Here is an 18400-nt window from a genome sequence, read left to right on the forward strand (position 1 = left end):
CACCCGAAGTTTTCTCTGCTTAAACGCCTTTCCCGCTGTATATCCCCTGCATCTATAAAAAAGCCCTCCAACAGGAGGGCAAGGCCAGTTACAGAAACATACACTCTAAACTCTGCTAACGTATCAAAACGGTGTTTCATTTCATGTGATTAACAGCGCACTTTGTTAGAAAAGGTGTGTGAACGGCGTGTGAGGCTGGCTGTATTTTCAATGTCTTATCCCAACCCCTCATGAACTACTCTTGTTTGTTTTTATCTATCTAATTGTTTTAAATGATTTTATTGAAACCATTCCCGCGATTTATATGCGCTAGCGTGATCGCAATTACACTTTTGATAATAAGATGCAGAAAAAGTGAAACGTTGTTTTATTTGTAATTGAAAACCCATTCCGGGAGGGATATCATGAGCGCATAAGATAAAACGGAACAGCGTTTTGCTATTCGTTTAAGCATTCACGGTCAATTTATCACTGGAGGTAAATGTGGACGTAAGACAAAGCATCCATAGTGCGCATGCGAAAACCCTGGACACTCAGGAGCTACGTAATGAGTTTTTGGTCGAAGAAGTGTTTGTCGCAGATGAATACACCATGGTCTACAGCCACATTGACCGCATCATTGTTGGCGGCATTATGCCAGTGGCCAAAACCGTCTCTGTGGGTGGCGAAGTCGGCAAACAGCTGGGCGTAACCTACTTCCTCGAGCGTCGTGAGCTGGGTGTGATTAACATCGGTGGCCCGGGCACGATTACCGTTGACGGCCAGTGCTATGAAATTGGTCATCGTGACGCGCTGTACGTCGGGAAAGGGGCCAAAGAAGTGGTATTCGCCAGCATCGATACGGCGAAACCAGCGAAGTTTTACTATAACTGCGCGCCGGCCCACACGACTTATCCCACCAGAAAAGTCACGCCAGCAGACGTTGCGCCAGTAACGCTGGGCGATGACCTCACCAGTAACCGTCGTACCATCAACAAATATTTTGTGCCGGATGTGCTGGAAACCTGCCAGTTGAGTATGGGTCTGACCGAACTGGCGCCGGGTAACCTGTGGAACACCATGCCGTGTCATACCCATGAACGTCGTATGGAAGTCTATTTCTATTTCAATATGGAAGAAGATACCTGCGTCTTCCACATGATGGGGCAGCCTCAGGAAACGCGTCATATTGTGATGCACAACGAGCAGGCGGTGATTTCGCCAAGCTGGTCAATTCACTCCGGCGTTGGCACAAAAGCTTATACGTTCATTTGGGGCATGGTCGGCGAAAACCAGGTCTTTGATGATATGGACCATGTAGCGGTCAAAGATCTGCGCTAGTTGCGGGCGATAGCCGTGCCTGCTGCGGCGGGCATTATAAAAAATTAAGGATTTACAATGATTTTGAATGCATTCTCTCTTGAAGGTAAGGTCGCCGTTGTGACCGGTTGTGACACTGGCCTGGGTCAGGGTATGGCGTTGGGTTTGGCTGAAGCGGGCTGCGATATCGTGGGGGTCAACATCGTTGAACCGACGGAAACTATCGAACGCGTGACCGCGCTGGGGCGCCGTTTCTTAAGTCTGACCGCCGACCTGCGTCAAATTGACGGCATTCCGGCGCTGCTGGAGCGCGCAGTGGCAGAATTCGGTCATATCGATATTCTGGTCAACAACGCAGGTCTTATCCGTCGTGACGATGCGATCGACTTCAGCGAAAAAGACTGGGACGACGTGATGAACCTGAACATTAAGAGCGTGTTCTTTATGTCTCAGGCCGCGGCGAAGCACTTTATCGCTCAGGGTAACGGCGGCAAAATTATCAACATCGCCTCTATGCTTTCTTTCCAGGGCGGGATCCGCGTGCCGTCTTACACCGCGTCTAAAAGCGGCGTAATGGGCGTCACCCGCCTGATGGCGAACGAGTGGGCCAAACATAACATCAACGTCAACGCAATTGCGCCGGGTTACATGGCGACGAACAATACTCAACAGCTGCGCGCTGATGAGCAGCGTAGCGCAGAAATTCTCGATCGTATCCCGGCGGGTCGTTGGGGTCTGCCGAGTGACCTGATGGGGCCGATTGTGTTCCTGGCATCCAGCGCATCTGACTATATCAACGGCTATACCGTTGCGGTAGACGGCGGCTGGCTGGCGCGTTAATCTGCTTTCCAGAACCGACAAACCCTGCCCTTTGGCAGGGTTTGTCGGTTAAACATAAGGTGAATGTAGCAATACACCGGAGGCGACATATTCATTCCCTCTGGAACAACATTATGCCGCCAGGCAGATTACGAACAGATAAAATTACGCAGGCAGAAAATCTTCGCGCATGGGCGTAAAGGTATCCAGTAGCGTTCCCGGTTTTAAACAGACGCAGCCATGCATAATGTTGGGCTGTTTATATAGGGTATCGCCTGCCCTAACGACATGCATTTCTTCGCCGATGGTAAATTCAAACTCCCCAGACAAAACGTAAGTCAGCTGCTCATGCGGATGATTGTGCATCGGGCCAATCGCGCCTTGCTCGAAGTTCACCTCAACCGCCATCATTTTACCGTCGTGAGCAAGAATACGTCGGGTAACGCCATTGCCCAGATCTTCAAGGGTGGTCTCTTTATGAAAAATAAACATCTGGCCTTCCAGTAATTAAAACAATGTTTCATTAAACCTATATCAGAAAATTAAAAAAAGAAATGCACGCCAACAGATGTGGAAAGTTGATCACATCTTTGGTTCACTGGAGAGATAACAACAAATCAGGGGAAATGATGAAAACGATCGGTCTGTTAGGCGGTATGAGCTGGGAATCCACCATTCCTTATTATCGACTCATTAATGAAGGGGTAAAACAGCGTCTGGGTGGCCTGCACTCGGCGCAGATTCTGTTGCACAGCGTAGATTTTCACGAGATCGAAGCCTGTCAGTCTGGCGGTGACTGGCAGCGAGCTGGGGAGATCCTCGCGCAGGCCGCCGCAGGGCTTCAGCAAGCCGGAGCGGAAGGGATTGTGCTGTGTACCAACACCATGCACAAAGTTGCTGAGGCGATTGAAACCGCCTGTGACGTGCCGTTCCTGCATATTGCCGATGCGACGGGTCGGGCCATACAAAAACAGCAGATGAGCAACGTGGCGCTACTGGGTACGCGCTACACCATGGAGCAGGATTTTTACCGCGGACGTCTACAGACTGAATTTGGTATTAGCACGCTTATTCCTGAGGCTGATGATCGTCAGAAAATAAACCAGATTATTTTCGACGAGCTGTGCCTCGGTGAGTTCAGCAACGCTTCCCGCGACTACTACCTGAGCGTAATTGATCAGTTGGCTAAACAGGGCGCTCAAGGGGTTATCTTTGGCTGTACCGAGATTGGTCTGCTGGTTCCAGCCGAGCTAAGTCCATTACCGGTTTTCGACACCGCGGCAATCCATGCGCAAGATGCGGTGGCGTTTATGCTTTCGTCTGTGGATACAAAATAGCCTCCAGCGGATCGATAAGTCTCGGGAGATGGGCTTGCAGATGCGCCGTAAAAGCATCGACCAGCGCCGAGGCAGGGCGATGAAGTGGGTGGATCAGGCTGACCGTAAAGGGTACCGAAATACTGAAGCGGCGGATAACCACTCCGCTGCTGGCATAATCCAGCGCGGTCAGTGGGTTTACCACCGAGATCCCCACGCCCGCCCGCACCATTGCACAAATTGAAGCGGCGCTGTGGGTTTCAATCACCATGCGGCGCTTCACCTGATGTTCGTTAAACAGGGTGTCCAATAGCTGACGGTAACTGTCGGTCCGCGACAGGCTGATATAGTTCTCTCCCTGAAAATCCTGCGGCGTTAATACCGCTTTCTCGGTCAGCGGATGCCCCTGCGGCAGTACACACACTTCATCCAGCGCCAGCAATTCGGTGCGTTTCGTTCCGGCTGGCGTATGCAGCGTTTCCGTTAACCCCAGATCGTGGCGCTGCGCCGACAGCCACTCTTCCAACAGTGGTGACTCCTGCGGCACGATCTGAATGTTGACCTGCGGATAGCGCGCGAGAAATGGCTGCAGCAGCGGTGGTAAAAAGGACTGCGAAAATACCGGCAGGCAAACAATCGACAATTCACCTTGACGAAATTCGCGCAGGCTTTCGGCGGCGCTCACAATTCTGTCCAGGCCGTACCACGAACGTTGTACCTCTTCAAACAGACGTAAGCCTTGCACGGTTGGATGCAGTCGGCCACGCGTGCGTTCAAACAGCGTTAATCCCAGGACTTTTTCGAATCGGGCCAGTTCCCGACTGACGGTGGGCTGCGAGGTATGTAGCATGCGCGCGGCTTCCGTCAGATTACCAGCGGTCATGATGGCGTGAAAAATTTCAATGTGGCGCAGGTTAACCGCGGGCATAGGCAATCCTCGAATGAGCTAATCCATATCATTTTTGCATAGACTCACGATAAAACGATATTTTTTATTCTTTTTGGGCTGTGGCGTAATCATAAAAAAGCCAATACCGGAGCACACCATGCCACGCCCACTCAACAACACAGACACTGACCTGACCGCCGACAACCTGTTGCGCCTGCCTGCCGAATTCGGCTGCCCGGTGTGGGTCTATGATGCGCAGATTATTCGCGCGCAGATTGCCAAACTGAGTCAGTTTGACGTGGTGCGTTTTGCCCAGAAGGCATGTTCGAATATTCATATTTTGCGCCTGATGCGCGAGCAGGGCGTGAAGGTCGATTCCGTCTCGCTTGGCGAAATTGAACGCGCGCTGGCGGCAGGTTTTGTACCTGGCAAAGATGAGATTGTCTTTACCGCCGATATGATTGATGAAGCGACGCTCGCCCGGGTGCATGAATTGAGCATTCCGGTAAATGCCGGGTCGGTCGATATGCTGGAACAACTGGGCCAGCTCTCGCCGGGCCATCGCGTCTGGCTCCGCGTAAACCCTGGCTTTGGGCATGGACACAGTCAGAAAACCAATACCGGGGGAGAGAACAGCAAGCACGGCATCTGGTACAGCGATCTTCCGGCGGCGCTGGAGGTAATTCAGCGCTATAAGCTGAAGCTGGTAGGTATTCATATGCATATCGGCTCTGGCGTGGACTACGCGCATCTGGAGCAGGTGTGCGGCGCGATGGTGCGTCAGGTGGTGGAATTTGGTCAGGATCTGGAGGCGATCTCCGCAGGCGGCGGTTTATCAATCCCGTATCGCGAAGGTGAGGAGGCGATCGACACCGATCACTATTTTGGATTGTGGAACGCCGCGCGCGATAGTATTGCGCGTCATCTGGGTCATGCCGTCAAACTGGAGATCGAACCAGGGCGTTTCCTGGTCGCGGAAGCTGGTGTGTTAGTGGCGCAGGTGCGCAGCGTAAAAGAGATGGGCAGCCGTCACTTTGTGCTGATCGATGCGGGCTTCAACGATCTGATGCGCCCGGCCATGTACGGTAGCTATCACCATATCTCCGCGCTGGCGGGAGATGGTCGTTCTCTGCAACAAACTCCTCAACGAGAGACCGTGGTGGCCGGACCGCTGTGCGAATCAGGCGACGTGTTTACCCAGCAGGAAGGCGGAAATGTGGAAACCCGTCTGTTGCCTGCGGTGGTGCCGGGTGATTATCTGGTTTTGCATGATACCGGGGCGTACGGAGCGTCAATGTCGTCAAACTACAATAGCCGCCCGCTGCTACCGGAGGTCTTGTTTGATAACGGCGTGGCGCGACTGATTCGTCGTCGCCAGACCATTGATGAGCTGTTAGCGCTGGAATTAATCTGAGTAAAGCTGGCCGGATAAGGTGCTTGCGTCGCCATCCGGCTCTTTTTCATATTACTTAAAGTACGGTCCGAGCGTTACTGAGTCACGTAATACCAGTTTGCCGGTAAACGGAGGGATCGGCTCCACGCTCTCACCGTTGGCCAGACGTATAGCCTGGTCGATTGCCGTGGTTATCATGGTATCAATCGGCAGATAAACGGTAGATAACCCCGGTTCCAGCCATTTGGCGCTGGGCGCATCATCAAAACCAAACAGCGAGACGTCCGTCGGGATCCTCAGTCCGGCCTGATGTAACGCTTTTGATGCACCTAATGCCATGTCATCGTTACAGGCGAACAGGGCGCTGAATTTCACCCCTTCCTCCAGCAGTTCTCGACAGGCTTCATAGCCTCGCGTCATCGTGGAGTCGCCGTATTTAACCTTATCAGGATCCCAGGGAATACCGTTTTTTTCCAGAGCCTTACGATACCCCATCAGGCGGGATTTACCGGTTGGCGTATGGCCTGGCACGGTGATACAAGCAATATCGCTGTGCCCCTGTGAGATCAGATAATTGACCGCCTGATACGCCGCGTCTTCCTGCTCAAAGAAAATCGCGCGATCGCGGGCCTGACTGACATCACGGTTGATGACCAGCAAGGGCATCGCAATGCTGTTCATCAGCGACATAATCGCCTTTTCACTCATATAGCGGGTATAGAGAATAATGGCGTCGCACTGCCTGTCGGCCAGCATTTGCACGGCTTCCTGCTCACGCTCCGGCGTGTCGTGACCATCGGTGACGATCAACTGCTTGCCGTGAGACTCCGTCTGGCGCGAGGCCTGTTGCAGCAGGCGGCCAAAGTAGAATCCATCAAATGTGGAAACCACCAGACCAATGCTGTTGCTGGTGCGATTCGCTAAAGAGCGCGCTAAAAAGTTGGGCCGATAATCGAGTGCCTGCATGGCCTTGAACACTTTCTGGCGTGTGCTCTCTTTTACCTGACCCGTTCCATTTAGTACGCGCGAAACGGTCGCTTTTGAGACGCCTGCGTGTCGTGAAACGTCCAACATCGTAGTCATGACGCAATCCTGGTTAATCGTTTGACGATGAGTTCCCCGGCTCTGTCAGCGCCGAAACGGAATGGCGACGCACCAGAGTTGGGTTAAAGACGTGGGTAATTTCAGGTGCGGGTCGCTTCTCCGCCAGCGCGAGCGCCAGTTCGGCGGCCTGGGTTGCCATCGTCACGATGGGATAGCGTACCGTGGTCAGACGTGGGCGCACATAGCGGGAAATCAGCACATCATCAAAGCCAATCAGCGAGATTTCTCCCGGCACATCAATGCCGTTATCATTCAATACGCCCATGGCGCCAGCCGCCATTGAGTCGTTGTAGCAGGCTACCGCAGTGAAGTTTTTGCCACGACCAAGTAACTCAGTCATGGCCTGTTCACCACCGCTTTCATCCGGTTCGCCGAACGTCACCAGTCGATCGCTTACCGGTATATTGCTCTCCGCCAGCGCGTCGTAATAGCCTTGCAGACGATCTTCCGCATCAGAAATACTGTGATTGGAACACAGGTAGCCAATGCGCGTATGGCCCTGTTGAATAAGGTGTCGGGTAGCGAGCCACGCGCCGAAACGGTCATCGAGGGCAACGCAGCGTTGTTCGAATCCCGGCAGAATTCGGTTAATCAATACCATGCCGGGGATTTGCTTCATTAATGAAGCCAAATCCGCATCCGGGATGATTTTGGCATGGACAACAAGGGCCGCGCAGCGGTGGCGAATGAGCTGTTCAATCGCCTGACGTTCCTTCTGTTCATTATGGTAGCCGTTGCCAATCAGCAAAAAATTCCCGGTGTTATAGGCCACCTGCTCGACAGCTTTAACCATTGCCCCAAAGAATGGATCGGACACATCACCAACGACCAGTCCGATGGTTTCAGTGGATTGTTGCGCCAGTGCACGCGCATTGGCATTGGGGTGGTAGCTGAGTGATTCCATTGCACTCGTTACGGCCAGACGCGATGCTTCGCTGGCTTTGGGGGAATCATTGATCACTCGAGAAACGGTGGCGACTGATACACCAGCTAGTCGGGCTACATCCTTTATGGTCGCCATGATAGTACCTGTTGTGGGTAAACGCTTACATTCCGTCAGTGTTACGGAAAATGGCTGGCTGTTCAAGCAGATTGCCCGTCAGGACCTCGCAAATGTGAGCGCGCGCGAGCGAAGTAAGACAGAAAATAGAAAATGCTAATTTTTGCTTACACTTTGCGATGTGCTGTTGCGATTGTTCGCTGGTGGGAGAACTGAGCGGATTGCTAAAGTTGGGATCCCAGAGGTATTGATAGGTGAAATCAACTTTCGGGTTGATCACTAGAATTACACCAGCCTGCGCAGATGCGCAGGTTTTTTTTGCCTTCAGCCTATCTGTAACAGTAACCGATAATTTACACAACTCGTTGCATTTGGGTTCATTCCTTTGCGTTTTCGTACTGGCGTATCTGGCTGCTGACGACCACAATCAAGATCCCAGAGGTATTGATTGGTGAGATTATTCGGTACGCACTTCGTACCTGTCTCTTGCACCGACCTGCGCGGATGCGCAGGTTTTTTTTCGGACTGTATTTACCTGTTTACCTGTCGCGCCCATTCCCCAACTCGTATACTCTCCCACCATTAATGTTTCTATAATTAATGGCACAGGGAGTTGAGATGCTATTTGGCTTTTTTCGTAATCTGTTTCGCGTGCTTTTCCGCGTTCGCGTCACGGGCAATGTCAGCGCGCTACAGGGAGAACGCGTTCTAATCACTCCCAACCATGTCTCATTTATAGACGGCATCCTACTGGCGCTATTTTTACCGATTCGTCCCGTCTTCGCCGTTTACACCTCGATCAGCCAGCAATGGTATATGCGCTGGCTAACCCCGCTGATTGACTTTGTGCCGTTAGACCCAACCAAACCGATGTCGATTAAGCATCTGGTCCGTCTGGTCGAGCAGGGCCGTCCGGTGGTGATTTTTCCCGAAGGACGCATTTCGACCACCGGTTCGTTGATGAAAATATATGACGGTGCCGGGTTTGTCGCCGCGAAGTCGGGAGCGACGGTCGTTCCTGTCCGCATTGAGGGAGCAGAGCTTTCCCACTTCAGCCGCCTGAAAGGTCTGGTTAAACAGCGATTCTTCCCGCGTATCCAACTGCACATTCTACCGCCGACTCAAATGCCAATGCCGGAAGCCCCGCGAGCTCGCGATCGCCGCAAAATCGCCGGTGAAATGCTGCATCAAATTATGATGGAAGCACGCATGGCTGTACGCCCGCGTGAAACGCTATACGAGTCGCTGCTGGCGGCAAAATACCGTTTTGGCGCGGGCAAAAACTGCATTGAAGATGTTAACTTTACGCCGGACAGCTACCGCAAACTGCTGACTAAGACGCTCTTTGTGGCCCGTATTCTGGAAAAATACAGCGCCGAAGGTGAAAAAATCGGCCTGATGCTGCCAAATGCGGGGATCAGCGCGGCGGTAATTTTTGGTGCCATTGCGCGTCGACGCATTCCGGCCATGATGAACTACACGGCGGGCGTGAAAGGGTTAACCAGCGCCATTACTGCGTCTGAAATCAAAACGATCTTCACTTCCCGACAGTTTCTCGATAAAGGCAAACTCTGGCATCTACCGGAACAGCTCACCCAGGTACGCTGGGTTTATCTGGAAGATTTAAAAGCCGATGTGACGTTGAGCGATAAGCTGTGGATTTTCTCACATCTGCTGGCACCGCATCTGGCGCAGGTGAAACAGCAGCCGGAAGAGGCTGCGGTGATCCTCTTTACGTCTGGTTCGGAAGGCCATCCGAAAGGCGTGGTCCACAGCCACAAGAGTATTCTGGCGAACGTTGAGCAGATTAAAACAATTGCCGATTTCACCGCCGATGACCGCTTTATGTCGGCACTGCCGCTGTTCCACTCCTTTGGCCTGACGGTGGGATTATTCACGCCGCTACTGACCGGTGCGGAAGTGTTTCTTTATCCCAGCCCGCTTCATTACCGCATTGTGCCGGAGCTGGTATACGACCGGAACTGCACCGTGTTGTTTGGTACTTCAACGTTCCTCGGCAACTATGCGCGTTTCGCGCATCCGTACGATTTCCACCGCCTGCGCTATGTGGTGGCAGGCGCGGAAAAACTGCAAGACAGCACAAAACAGCTATGGCAGGAGAAATTTGGCCTGCGCGTCCTTGAAGGCTATGGCGTGACGGAATGTGCGCCGGTTGTGTCGATCAATGTGCCGATGGCGGCAAAATCAGGAACGGTAGGGCGCATCTTGCCTGGCATGGATGCCCGACTGCTGGCTGTTCCGGGTATTGAGGATGGTGGGCGTTTGCAACTGAAAGGCCCGAATATTATGAGCGGCTATTTGCGCGTCGAAAAACCTGGCGTGCTGGAAGTGCCGACGGCAGAAAATGCGCAGGGTGAGATTGAGCGCGGCTGGTATGACACCGGAGACATCGTCCGCTTTGATGAAAACGGCTTTGTACAGATCCTGGGGCGCGCCAAGCGTTTTGCTAAAATTGCCGGAGAGATGGTCTCGCTGGAAATGGTTGAGCAACTGGCATTGGCGGTATCTGCAGACAAAATGCACGCCACGGCGATCAAGAGCGATGCCAGCAAAGGTGAGGCGCTGGTGCTGTTCACTACCGACAGCGAACTCACACGTGAAAAACTACAGCAGTATGCGCGAGCGCATGGCGTGCCTGAACTTGCCGTACCGCGTGATATTCGCCACCTGAAGCAACTCCCATTACTCGGCAGCGGTAAGCCGGATTTTGTTACGCTGAAAAGCTGGGTCGATGAGCCGGAAAAACAACATGATTGAGTCAGCGCACACTAACACTTCAATCTGGTCCAAAGGGATGATGTCCGTCATCGCCGCGCAGTTTCTGTCGGCGTTTGGCGATAACGCACTGCTGTTCGCCACGCTGGCGCTGCTGAAGGAACAATTTTATCCGGACTGGAGCCAGCCAATCCTGCAAATGGTGTTTGTGGGCGCTTACATCCTGTTTGCGCCATTTGTTGGACAGGTGGCGGATAGCTTTGCCAAAGGCAGAGTGATGATGTTCGCGAACGCCCTGAAACTGCTGGGCGCGGCGAGTATTTGCTTCGGCATTAATCCGTTTCTCGGGTATACGCTGGTGGGGATTGGCGCGGCCGCGTACTCACCGGCCAAGTATGGCATTCTCGGTGAATTGACCACCGGTGACAAACTGGTGAAAGCCAACGGCCTGATGGAAGCCTCCACTATCGCCGCGATTTTGCTCGGTTCTGTCGCTGGTGGCGTTCTGGCCGACTGGCATGTGATTGCCGCGCTTTCTGCCTGTGCGCTGGCCTATGCTGGCGCCGTGGTGGCTAACCTGTACATCCCGAAACTGGCCGCGGCTCGTCCTGGCCAATCCTGGCATCTGGGGAAAATGACGCGCAGTTTCTTCTGCGCCGCTTCTTCGCTGTGGCGCAACGGTGAAACACGTTTTTCGTTGGTCGGAACCAGCCTTTTTTGGGGCGCGGGCGTCACGCTGCGTTTTCTGCTGGTGCTGTGGGTTCCGGTGGCGCTCGGCATCACCGATAACGCTACGCCGACCTACCTCAATGCTATGGTAGCGATTGGGATTGTCGTAGGCGCGGGGGCGGCAGCGAAGCTGGTGACGCTGGAAACCGTGTCGCGCTGTATGCCAGCGGGGATCCTGATTGGCGTCGTGGTGCTGATTTTCTCACTTCAGCATGCGCTGCTTCCGGCTTACGCGTTGCTGATGCTTATCGGCGTGTCAGGTGGCTTCTTTGTGGTACCGCTGAATGCGTTGCTGCAGGAGCGGGGCAAGAAAAGCGTTGGTGCGGGTAATGCGATCGCGGTGCAAAACCTGGGCGAAAACAGCGCGATGCTGCTGATGCTTGGGATTTACTCACTGGCAGTGCTGGTGGGGATCCCGGCGGTAGCGATTGGTATTGGATTCGGTGCGCTGTTTGCGCTGGCGATTGCGGCGCTGTGGATTTGGCAGCGCCGCCAGCCTGGTACGAGATGAATGAACAATGAATGTGCCGGATGGCAGCGTCGCCTTATCTGGCCTACAGAGAGCAGCAATTTGTAGGTCTGATAAGCGTAGCGCCATCAGGCACTAACCGTCACGGTGCAGGATAGGTATATACCTGATGCACCGCTTCAATCTCTGCCAGTACTTCTTCGCTCAACTCCAGATGCAGGCTTTCAACGTTGGTTTTTAGCTGCTCCATCGTCGTGGCTCCCAGCAGGGTGCTGGCGACAAACGGCTGACGACGCACGAATGCCAACGCCATTTGCGCAGGATCCAGATTATGGCGTTTCGCGATATCCACATAGGCTGCAACGGCTTTTTGCGTTTGCTCGCCGCTGTAACGTGTGAAACGGCTAAACAGCGTATTGCGTGCACCGGCTGGCTTCGCGCCGTTCAGGTATTTACCGGTTAATGTACCGAAGCCAAGGCAAGAGTAGGCCAGCAGTTCAACGCCTTCATACTGGCTCACTTCCGCCAGTCCAACCTCATAGCTGCGATTCAGCAGGCTGTAGGGGTTCTGAATGGTGGCGATGCGCGGCAGATCGTGTTTGTCTGCCAGGTGCAGGTAGCGCATCACGCCAAACGCGGTTTCATTGGACACGCCGATGTAGCGAATTTTCCCCGCGCGCTGAAACTCTGCCAGCGCGTCCAGCGTATCCAGCAGCGAAACGACTGGCGCAGAGTCCGTCCAGCTGTAGCCTAACTTACCAAAGCAGTTGGTCGGGCGCTGCGGCCAGTGAACCTGATACAGATCCAGGTAATCGGTTTGCAGTCTTTTCAGGCTGTCGTGCAGCGCTTCACGGATATTTTTACGGTCCAGCGCCTGATTCGGTCGAATACCGCTGTCGTTGTTACGTGAAGGTCCACTCACCTTAGAAGCAACGATTAGCTTTTCACGGCTGCCGTGTTTGGCGAGCCAGTTACCTACGTAGGTTTCGGTGAGACCCTGGGTTTCAGGACGCGGCGGTACCGGATACATCTCGGCAACGTCGATCAAATTTATGCCTTGTTCTACGGCATAATCGAGCTGTGCATGTGCGTCGGCTTCGCTGTTTTGTTCACCAAACGTCATTGTGCCCAGCCCCAGTGTACTGACTTCAAGCGAGCTGTGGGGTATACGGTGATATTGCATAGCCGTTTCCTTTTTATAATCACGACATAAGGATTATAAAAATGGCTGAGGGAAGAGAAAAAGGGAAGTAAAATTGTTAAGGCCAGCGCGCTGCTGACCTCAACCATCAGCGTTCAATGATTTGAGACACATCATCGCGATTAATCTGCATCGCATTGCCTTGCTGGTCGTGATAGCTCACCAGACCGGTATCATCGTCAATTTCTGGTTTTCCATCGGTCAGGATCATTCGACCATCTTTTGTCGCCATTACATAATCACTGCTGCATCCGGAAACGGCAAAAGCCAGTCCTACGGCGGAAATCAAAACTGCCCATTTTTTCATCTGCTTATCCTCACATGGCCTGCATCTGACAATAGTTTAGTAATAACGCGAAGTTGTGCATGGCGAAAGCAGTAAAATCTTAAACTGTGAGAAGAGGTAGGTGTGGCGCGCATTCGCTCCCCGTGCGGGGAGCGATGGATTTCATCAGAGCGGATTTTTTTTATTACGCCACAGGTTCAGGGTCTCTACCGCAATAGAGAAGAACATGGCGAAATAGATATATCCTTTCGGAACGTGGACGTCGAAACTTTCCAGAATTAGCGTGAAACCGACCAGAATCAGGAACGAGAGCGCCAGCATTTTTACCGAAGGATGGCGGTCGACAAAATCGCCAATCGGGCGTGCAGCAAACATCATCACACCCACGGCAATCACCACTGCCGCCATCATGATAAACAGATGATCGGACAAGCCTACCGCAGTAATCACGGAATCCAGGCTGAAGATAATGTCTAACAACATGATCTGCACAATCGCGCCCAGAAAAGAGGAAACGCGGGTTTTCAGCCCCTCTTCCTCACCTTCAATGGATTCGTGGATCTCCTTACTGGCTTTCCAGATCAGGAACAATCCCCCCAGTAGAAGGATCAGGTCGCGCGCTGATATTGCCTCGCCAAACACTTCGAATAGCGGGTTTGTCAGACGCGTTACCCAGGCGATAGAGGCCAGTAGTGCCAGACGCATGATCATCGCCGCCGCAAGCCCAATACGTCGGGCATGATTGCGTTGCGCTGTCGGGAGTTTGGCTACAACCAGAGAGAGGAAAATAATATTGTCGATCCCAAGAACGATCTCCAGCAGCGTCAGCGTACCGAGCGCAAGCCAGGCGTTAGGATCGGTTATCCATGCAAATAACATCGAACAAAGTCCTGCCAAAAAAAAGAAGCGGTAATTATAGGCCCGTAACGCGGCGGGTGAAAGACCGGACGGTGCCTATTGCGCCTGGAACAAGAAATGTCGCTCAAGCAATGCGCGCGTGAAGTTCTTTTTCAAGTAAAAACCGCGTGGTAGGGTCAGGATGGGTTCGCCATGGGCGCCAATGGCCTCGGTAAGCGCTCGGGCGTTGGCGGCTTTAGGACGCAGCTGTAGCACTTCCCCATGGCGGGCAGTGATGCGTTCGACGTGGCCTAACACAATCATATCCATCAACTCTTCCCAGTCCAGACGCAATTGCCGGTCTTCTTCTTCATTCGGGCTCCACAGCAGGGGAGAACCGACGCGGCGCTCAGCCAGCGGGATGCTGCGTTCGCCTTCTACCGGGATCCACAGAACGCGTTTAAGTTTGTGCCGCACATGGCTGGTTTCCCAGGTAACGCCGGTATTGCCGGTTAACGGTGCCACGCACACAAAGGTGGTTTCCAGCGGTCTGCCAAGGCTATCCACTGGGATTGTTTTCAGCTCCACGCCCAGCGCCGCAAAATCCTGTTCCGGTTTGCTGCCCGCACTGGCGCCAAGCCAGATTTCCAGTAGTACGCCAATCCAGCCTTTATCGCGCTTGAGATCCTTGGGTGCGACGAGTCCCGCCATTGCCGCCAACTCTCCCAGCGCGTAGCCCGAAAGCTGCCGTGCCTGACTCAACAACTGGGCTTCAGATTCAGGGGGAGAAAGCAGCGGATGGAGTTCTGACATCGGGTTAACCCTTAGGTGAAAAAATGAGCAAAGATTTTATACCGTGTGGACAGAGTTTATCTTTTTCCACATGCTTTATTCAATTCTATGATTTATATTGGTTTTTAGATTCACATACGCAGAGTTGCGCAACAGCGAAGCGGGTTTTCCAATTCTGGTCACTGACAATGAACAGGATCTTACACCATGTTATCCACAGAAAGATGGGATAACTGTGAAAAACCCCCACTACTGTTTCAATTTACAGCCTTGACGTGCGACGAAAATCGAATTTTCACACAAATTGTGCCTAACTTATTGGCATAATCTGTGGATAAAACCAACGCTGGTCGATCTTTCATCAGCCTGAAGATCGTGTGCGTGATATACGTCACGTTTCTATGGGTTTATTTGCGCTGAACGGTTTTAACTTTATGAATATAGAAGACTATTTTTGATATGTGACGAATGTCTTATTCGGACTGTTCTGGGTTTTCCCATAGTAATTCCGTACTTCTTCACAACTATATCCACAGAAAAGGTGAATAAAATCGCCTTGCTTGCCCTTCTTCTGTTTATAACTCCGCCCTTAGCTGTGAGTTATTCAATTGTTATTAGAGTATCGCGCCCTTAACAGAGTGGTTTACCGCCTCTCTGGAGTGTGAAACAATCGTTTGTATATAAGGTTTATATTGAGGTAGTCCGGTGATTGATGACGATGGCTACCGCCCGAATGTAGGGATAGTAATTTGTAACCGCCAGGGGCAGGTCATGTGGGCCCGGCGATTTGGTCAGCACTCCTGGCAATTCCCGCAAGGTGGGATAAATGCAGGAGAGACAGCAGAGCAGGCGATGTACCGGGAACTCTTTGAAGAAGTGGGTCTCAGTCGTAAAGATGTACGGATCCTTGCTTCTACTCGTAACTGGTTGCGTTACAAGTTACCGAAACGTTTGGTGCGTTGGGACACGAAGCCGGTTTGTATCGGCCAGAAACAAAAATGGTTTCTTCTGCAATTGGTCAGCAGCGATGCTGAAATCAATATGCAAACCAGCAGTACACCTGAGTTCGACGGCTGGCGCTGGGTGAGTTACTGGTATCCGGTTCGACAGGTGGTGTCATTTAAACGCGATGTCTATCGCAGGGTGATGAAAGAATTCGCAAGTGTTGTCATGGCGCTTCAGGAGAGCACTCCTAAGCCGCAAAGCGCACCTGCGTACAGACGTAAAAGAGGTTAAGCTACGCAAATTATGCTCACCCGCCTGCGCGAAATAGTCGAAAAGGTGGCCAGTGCTCCGCGTCTGAATGAAGCGCTGAATATTCTGGTTACCGACATCTGTCTTGCGATGGATACAGAGGTCTGTTCGGTTTATTTGGCCGATCACGATCGACGTTGTTATTACCTCATGGCGACCCGGGGACTGAAGAAACCGCGTGGTCGTACTGTCGCACTCGCCTTTGATGAAGGTATCGTTGGCCTGGTTGGCAGGCTGGCGGAACCTATCAACCTCGCCGATGCGCAAAAACATCCCAGCTTTAAATACATCCCTTCGGTAAAAGAAGAGCGCTTTCGTGCGTTCTTAGGCGTACCGATTATTCAGCGCCGTCAGCTGTTAGGTGTGCTGGTGGTCCAGCAGCGCGAATTGCGCCAGTACGATGAAAGTGAAGAGTCTTTCCTCGTCACGCTCGCCACGCAAATGGCGGCGATTCTTTCGCAGTCGCAGCTTAACGCGCTGTTCGGCCAATACCGGCAAACGCGCATCCGCGCATTGCCCGCCGCCCCTGGTGTGGCAATAGCCGAAGGCTGGCAGGATGCGACGCTGCCGCTGATGGAGCAGGTCTATCAGGCTTCAACGCTGGATCCGGTGCTTGAGCGCGAGCGACTCACCGGTGCGCTGGAAGAGGCGGCGAATGAATTCCGCCGCTACAGCAAACGCTTTACCGCTGGGGCGCAAAAAGAAACGGCGGCGATTTTTGATCTCTACTCACACTTGCTTTCCGATACTCGTCTGCGCCGTGAGCTGTTTGCGGAAGTGGATAACGGTTCGGTGGCCGAGTGGGCCGTTAAAACGATCATTGAAAAGTTTGCCGAACAGTTTGCCGCGCTGAGTGATAACTACCTCAAAGAGCGGGCCGGAGATTTACGCGCGCTGGGCCAGCGTCTACTGTTCCATCTTGACGACTCGATCCAGGGGCCGAATACCTGGCCGGAACGTTTTGTGCTGGTGGCGGATGAGCTTTCCGCCACCACGCTGGCGGAACTTCCTCAGGACCGCTTAGTCGGTGTGGTTGTCCGGGACGGCGCGGCCAACTCTCATGCGGCTATTATGGTTCGTGCGCTGGGTATCCCTACCGTCATGGGGGCCGATATCCAGCCATCGGTGTTACACCGCCGTACGCTGGTAGTGGACGGTTATCGCGGTGAACTGCTGGTCGATCCAGAACCGGTATTGATCCAGGAATACCAACGTCTTATCAGTGAAGAAATTGAGCTGAGCCGCCTAGCGGAAGATGACGTCAACCAGCCAGCGCAGTTGAAAAGCGGCGAGCGTGTGAAGGTGATGCTCAATGCGGGCCTCAGCCCGGAGCATGAAGAGAAGCTGGGGAGCCGGATCGACGGCATTGGCCTGTATCGCACCGAAATCCCGTTCATGCTGCAAAGCGGTTTTCCTTCGGAAGAAGAACAGGTTGCGCAGTATCAGGGCATGCTGCAAATGTTTAACGACAAGCCGGTGACCCTGCGTACGCTGGATGTCGGTGCCGATAAACAACTGCCCTACATGCCGATCAGTGAAGAGAACCCGTGCCTTGGCTGGCGTGGCATTCGCATAACGCTCGATCAGCCGGAGATCTTTTTGATCCAGGTTCGGGCCATGCTGCGTGCCAACGCGGCAACCGGCAACCTGAGCATTTTGCTGCCGATGGTCACCAGCATTGATGAAGTGGACGAAGCGCGACGTTTGATTGAACGCGCCGGACGCGAAGTGGAAGATATGATCGGCTACGCGATCCCAAAACCGCGCATTGGCATCATGCTGGAAGTTCCGTCGATGGTGTTTATGCTGCCGCATCTGATAAACCGGATAGACTTTATCTCGGTCGGAACCAACGATCTCACCCAGTACATTCTGGCTGTTGATCGTAACAATACGCGGGTGGCCAGCATTTATGACAGCCTGCATCCGGGTATGTTACGTGTGCTGGCGATGATTGCGCAGGAAGCCGAAAGAAGCGGTATCGATTTGCGATTGTGCGGTGAAATGGCGGGCGACCCGATGTGCGTGGCCATTCTGATCGGCCTGGGTTTTCGCCATTTGTCGATGAACGGTCGTTCCGTGGCTCGCGTTAAATATCTGCTGCGCCATATCGATTTTGATGAGGCGCAAACGCTGGCGCAACGCAGCCTGGAAGCACAGATGGCGACAGAAGTACGCCATCAGGTGGCGGCTTTTATGGAACGCCGTGGCATGGGGGGACTGATTCGCGGGGGATTGTGAATCGGGGGCTGGTAACAGTAGGTATACATATCTTT

16 protein-coding genes are annotated in these 18400 nt (G+C 53.1%); 8 read left to right on the forward strand and 8 right to left on the reverse strand.

Going from position 1 to position 18400, the window contains the following annotated elements; all coding sequences use genetic code 11:
• Positions 1 to 483: 483 nt before the first annotated feature.
• Together kduI and kduD are read left to right on the forward strand one after the other, a co-directional pair.
• Entirely contained in the window at positions 484 to 1320 is an 837-nt protein-coding gene (kduI, locus tag HV345_RS04785; RefSeq protein WP_181636318.1) for a 5-dehydro-4-deoxy-D-glucuronate isomerase, read from the forward strand.
• Positions 1321 to 1377: 57 nt separating this feature from the next.
• Positions 1378 to 2139, forward strand: a complete 762-nt coding sequence (gene kduD, locus HV345_RS04790) for a 2-dehydro-3-deoxy-D-gluconate 5-dehydrogenase KduD (RefSeq protein WP_181636319.1) — start codon at positions 1378 to 1380, stop codon at positions 2137 to 2139.
• 144 nt (positions 2140 to 2283) lie between these two features.
• Here kduD and HV345_RS04795 read toward each other — a convergent pair whose 3' ends face one another.
• Positions 2284 to 2610 (reverse strand): cupin domain-containing protein, encoded by a 327-nt coding sequence (locus tag HV345_RS04795; RefSeq protein ID WP_065554331.1) that lies wholly within the window; start codon positions 2608 to 2610, stop codon positions 2284 to 2286.
• A 137-nt stretch (positions 2611 to 2747) separates the two neighbouring features.
• Here HV345_RS04795 and HV345_RS04800 point away from each other — a divergent pair, with 137 nt between their 5' ends.
• Complete coding sequence (locus HV345_RS04800) at positions 2748 to 3455, forward strand: aspartate/glutamate racemase (RefSeq protein WP_016154284.1); 708 nt, start codon at positions 2748 to 2750, stop codon at positions 3453 to 3455.
• Here the strand turns inward: HV345_RS04800 and HV345_RS04805 are convergent.
• A complete protein-coding gene (locus HV345_RS04805; RefSeq protein ID WP_016157385.1) occupies positions 3427 to 4362 on the reverse strand; it encodes a LysR family transcriptional regulator in 936 nt (311 codons plus the stop codon). The two genes, HV345_RS04800 and HV345_RS04805, sit on opposite strands and share 29 nt — an antisense overlap.
• Before the next feature lie 118 nt (positions 4363 to 4480).
• Between HV345_RS04805 and lysA the strand changes: the two genes are divergently transcribed.
• Complete coding sequence (gene lysA, locus HV345_RS04810; RefSeq protein ID WP_016154282.1) at positions 4481 to 5737, forward strand: diaminopimelate decarboxylase; 1257 nt, start codon at positions 4481 to 4483, stop codon at positions 5735 to 5737.
• A 51-nt stretch (positions 5738 to 5788) separates the two neighbouring features.
• Here the strand turns inward: lysA and HV345_RS04815 are convergent, their stop codons facing one another.
• Entirely contained in the window at positions 5789 to 6799 is a 1011-nt protein-coding gene (locus tag HV345_RS04815) for a LacI family DNA-binding transcriptional regulator (RefSeq protein ID WP_008785715.1), read from the reverse strand.
• A 13-nt stretch (positions 6800 to 6812) separates the two neighbouring features.
• A complete protein-coding gene (galR, locus tag HV345_RS04820; RefSeq protein ID WP_016157382.1) occupies positions 6813 to 7841 on the reverse strand; it encodes an HTH-type transcriptional regulator GalR in 1029 nt (342 codons plus the stop codon).
• A gap of 597 nt (positions 7842 to 8438) precedes the next feature.
• On the opposite strand from galR, the gene aas reads away from it, so the two are divergent.
• The gene (gene aas / locus HV345_RS04825) at positions 8439 to 10598 is read left to right on the forward strand and encodes a bifunctional acyl-ACP--phospholipid O-acyltransferase/long-chain-fatty-acid--ACP ligase (RefSeq protein ID WP_181636320.1); all 2160 of its coding nucleotides are present in this window, start codon (positions 8439 to 8441) and stop codon (positions 10596 to 10598) included.
• Entirely contained in the window at positions 10591 to 11796 is a 1206-nt protein-coding gene (gene lplT, locus HV345_RS04830; RefSeq protein WP_016154279.1) for a lysophospholipid transporter LplT, read from the forward strand. Before aas ends, lplT begins: the two co-directional genes overlap by 8 nt.
• Before the next feature lie 100 nt (positions 11797 to 11896).
• On the opposite strand, the gene HV345_RS04835 is transcribed toward lplT, so the two are convergent.
• The 4 genes from HV345_RS04835 to mutH all read right to left on the reverse strand — a co-directional run bounded on the left by HV345_RS04835 (position 11897) and on the right by mutH (position 14891).
• Positions 11897 to 12937 (reverse strand): NADP(H)-dependent aldo-keto reductase, encoded by a 1041-nt coding sequence (locus tag HV345_RS04835; protein WP_046276130.1) that lies wholly within the window; start codon positions 12935 to 12937, stop codon positions 11897 to 11899.
• A gap of 106 nt (positions 12938 to 13043) precedes the next feature.
• The gene (gene ygdR, locus HV345_RS04840; protein ID WP_000758660.1) at positions 13044 to 13262 is read right to left on the reverse strand and encodes a lipoprotein YgdR; all 219 of its coding nucleotides are present in this window, start codon (positions 13260 to 13262) and stop codon (positions 13044 to 13046) included.
• Positions 13263 to 13406: 144 nt separating this feature from the next.
• On the reverse strand, positions 13407 to 14120 hold the full coding sequence (locus tag HV345_RS04845) for a TerC family protein (RefSeq protein WP_016154277.1): 714 nt from the start codon (positions 14118 to 14120) through the stop codon (positions 13407 to 13409).
• A gap of 75 nt (positions 14121 to 14195) precedes the next feature.
• Positions 14196 to 14891, reverse strand: coding sequence for a DNA mismatch repair endonuclease MutH (mutH, locus tag HV345_RS04850; protein WP_181626981.1), 696 nt, complete (start codon positions 14889 to 14891; stop codon positions 14196 to 14198).
• A 684-nt stretch (positions 14892 to 15575) separates the two neighbouring features.
• Between mutH and rppH the strand changes: the two genes are divergently transcribed.
• Together rppH and ptsP are read left to right on the forward strand one after the other, a co-directional pair.
• On the forward strand, positions 15576 to 16106 hold the full coding sequence (rppH, locus tag HV345_RS04855; RefSeq protein WP_003825602.1) for an RNA pyrophosphohydrolase: 531 nt from the start codon (positions 15576 to 15578) through the stop codon (positions 16104 to 16106).
• A gap of 12 nt (positions 16107 to 16118) precedes the next feature.
• A complete protein-coding gene (ptsP, locus tag HV345_RS04860) occupies positions 16119 to 18365 on the forward strand; it encodes a phosphoenolpyruvate--protein phosphotransferase (protein ID WP_181636321.1) in 2247 nt (748 codons plus the stop codon).
• The last annotated feature ends 35 nt before the right edge of the window (positions 18366 to 18400 follow it).

The organism is Citrobacter sp. RHBSTW-00986 (genome assembly GCF_013783065.1).
GTDB classification, from domain to species: domain Bacteria; phylum Pseudomonadota; class Gammaproteobacteria; order Enterobacterales; family Enterobacteriaceae; genus Citrobacter; species Citrobacter braakii.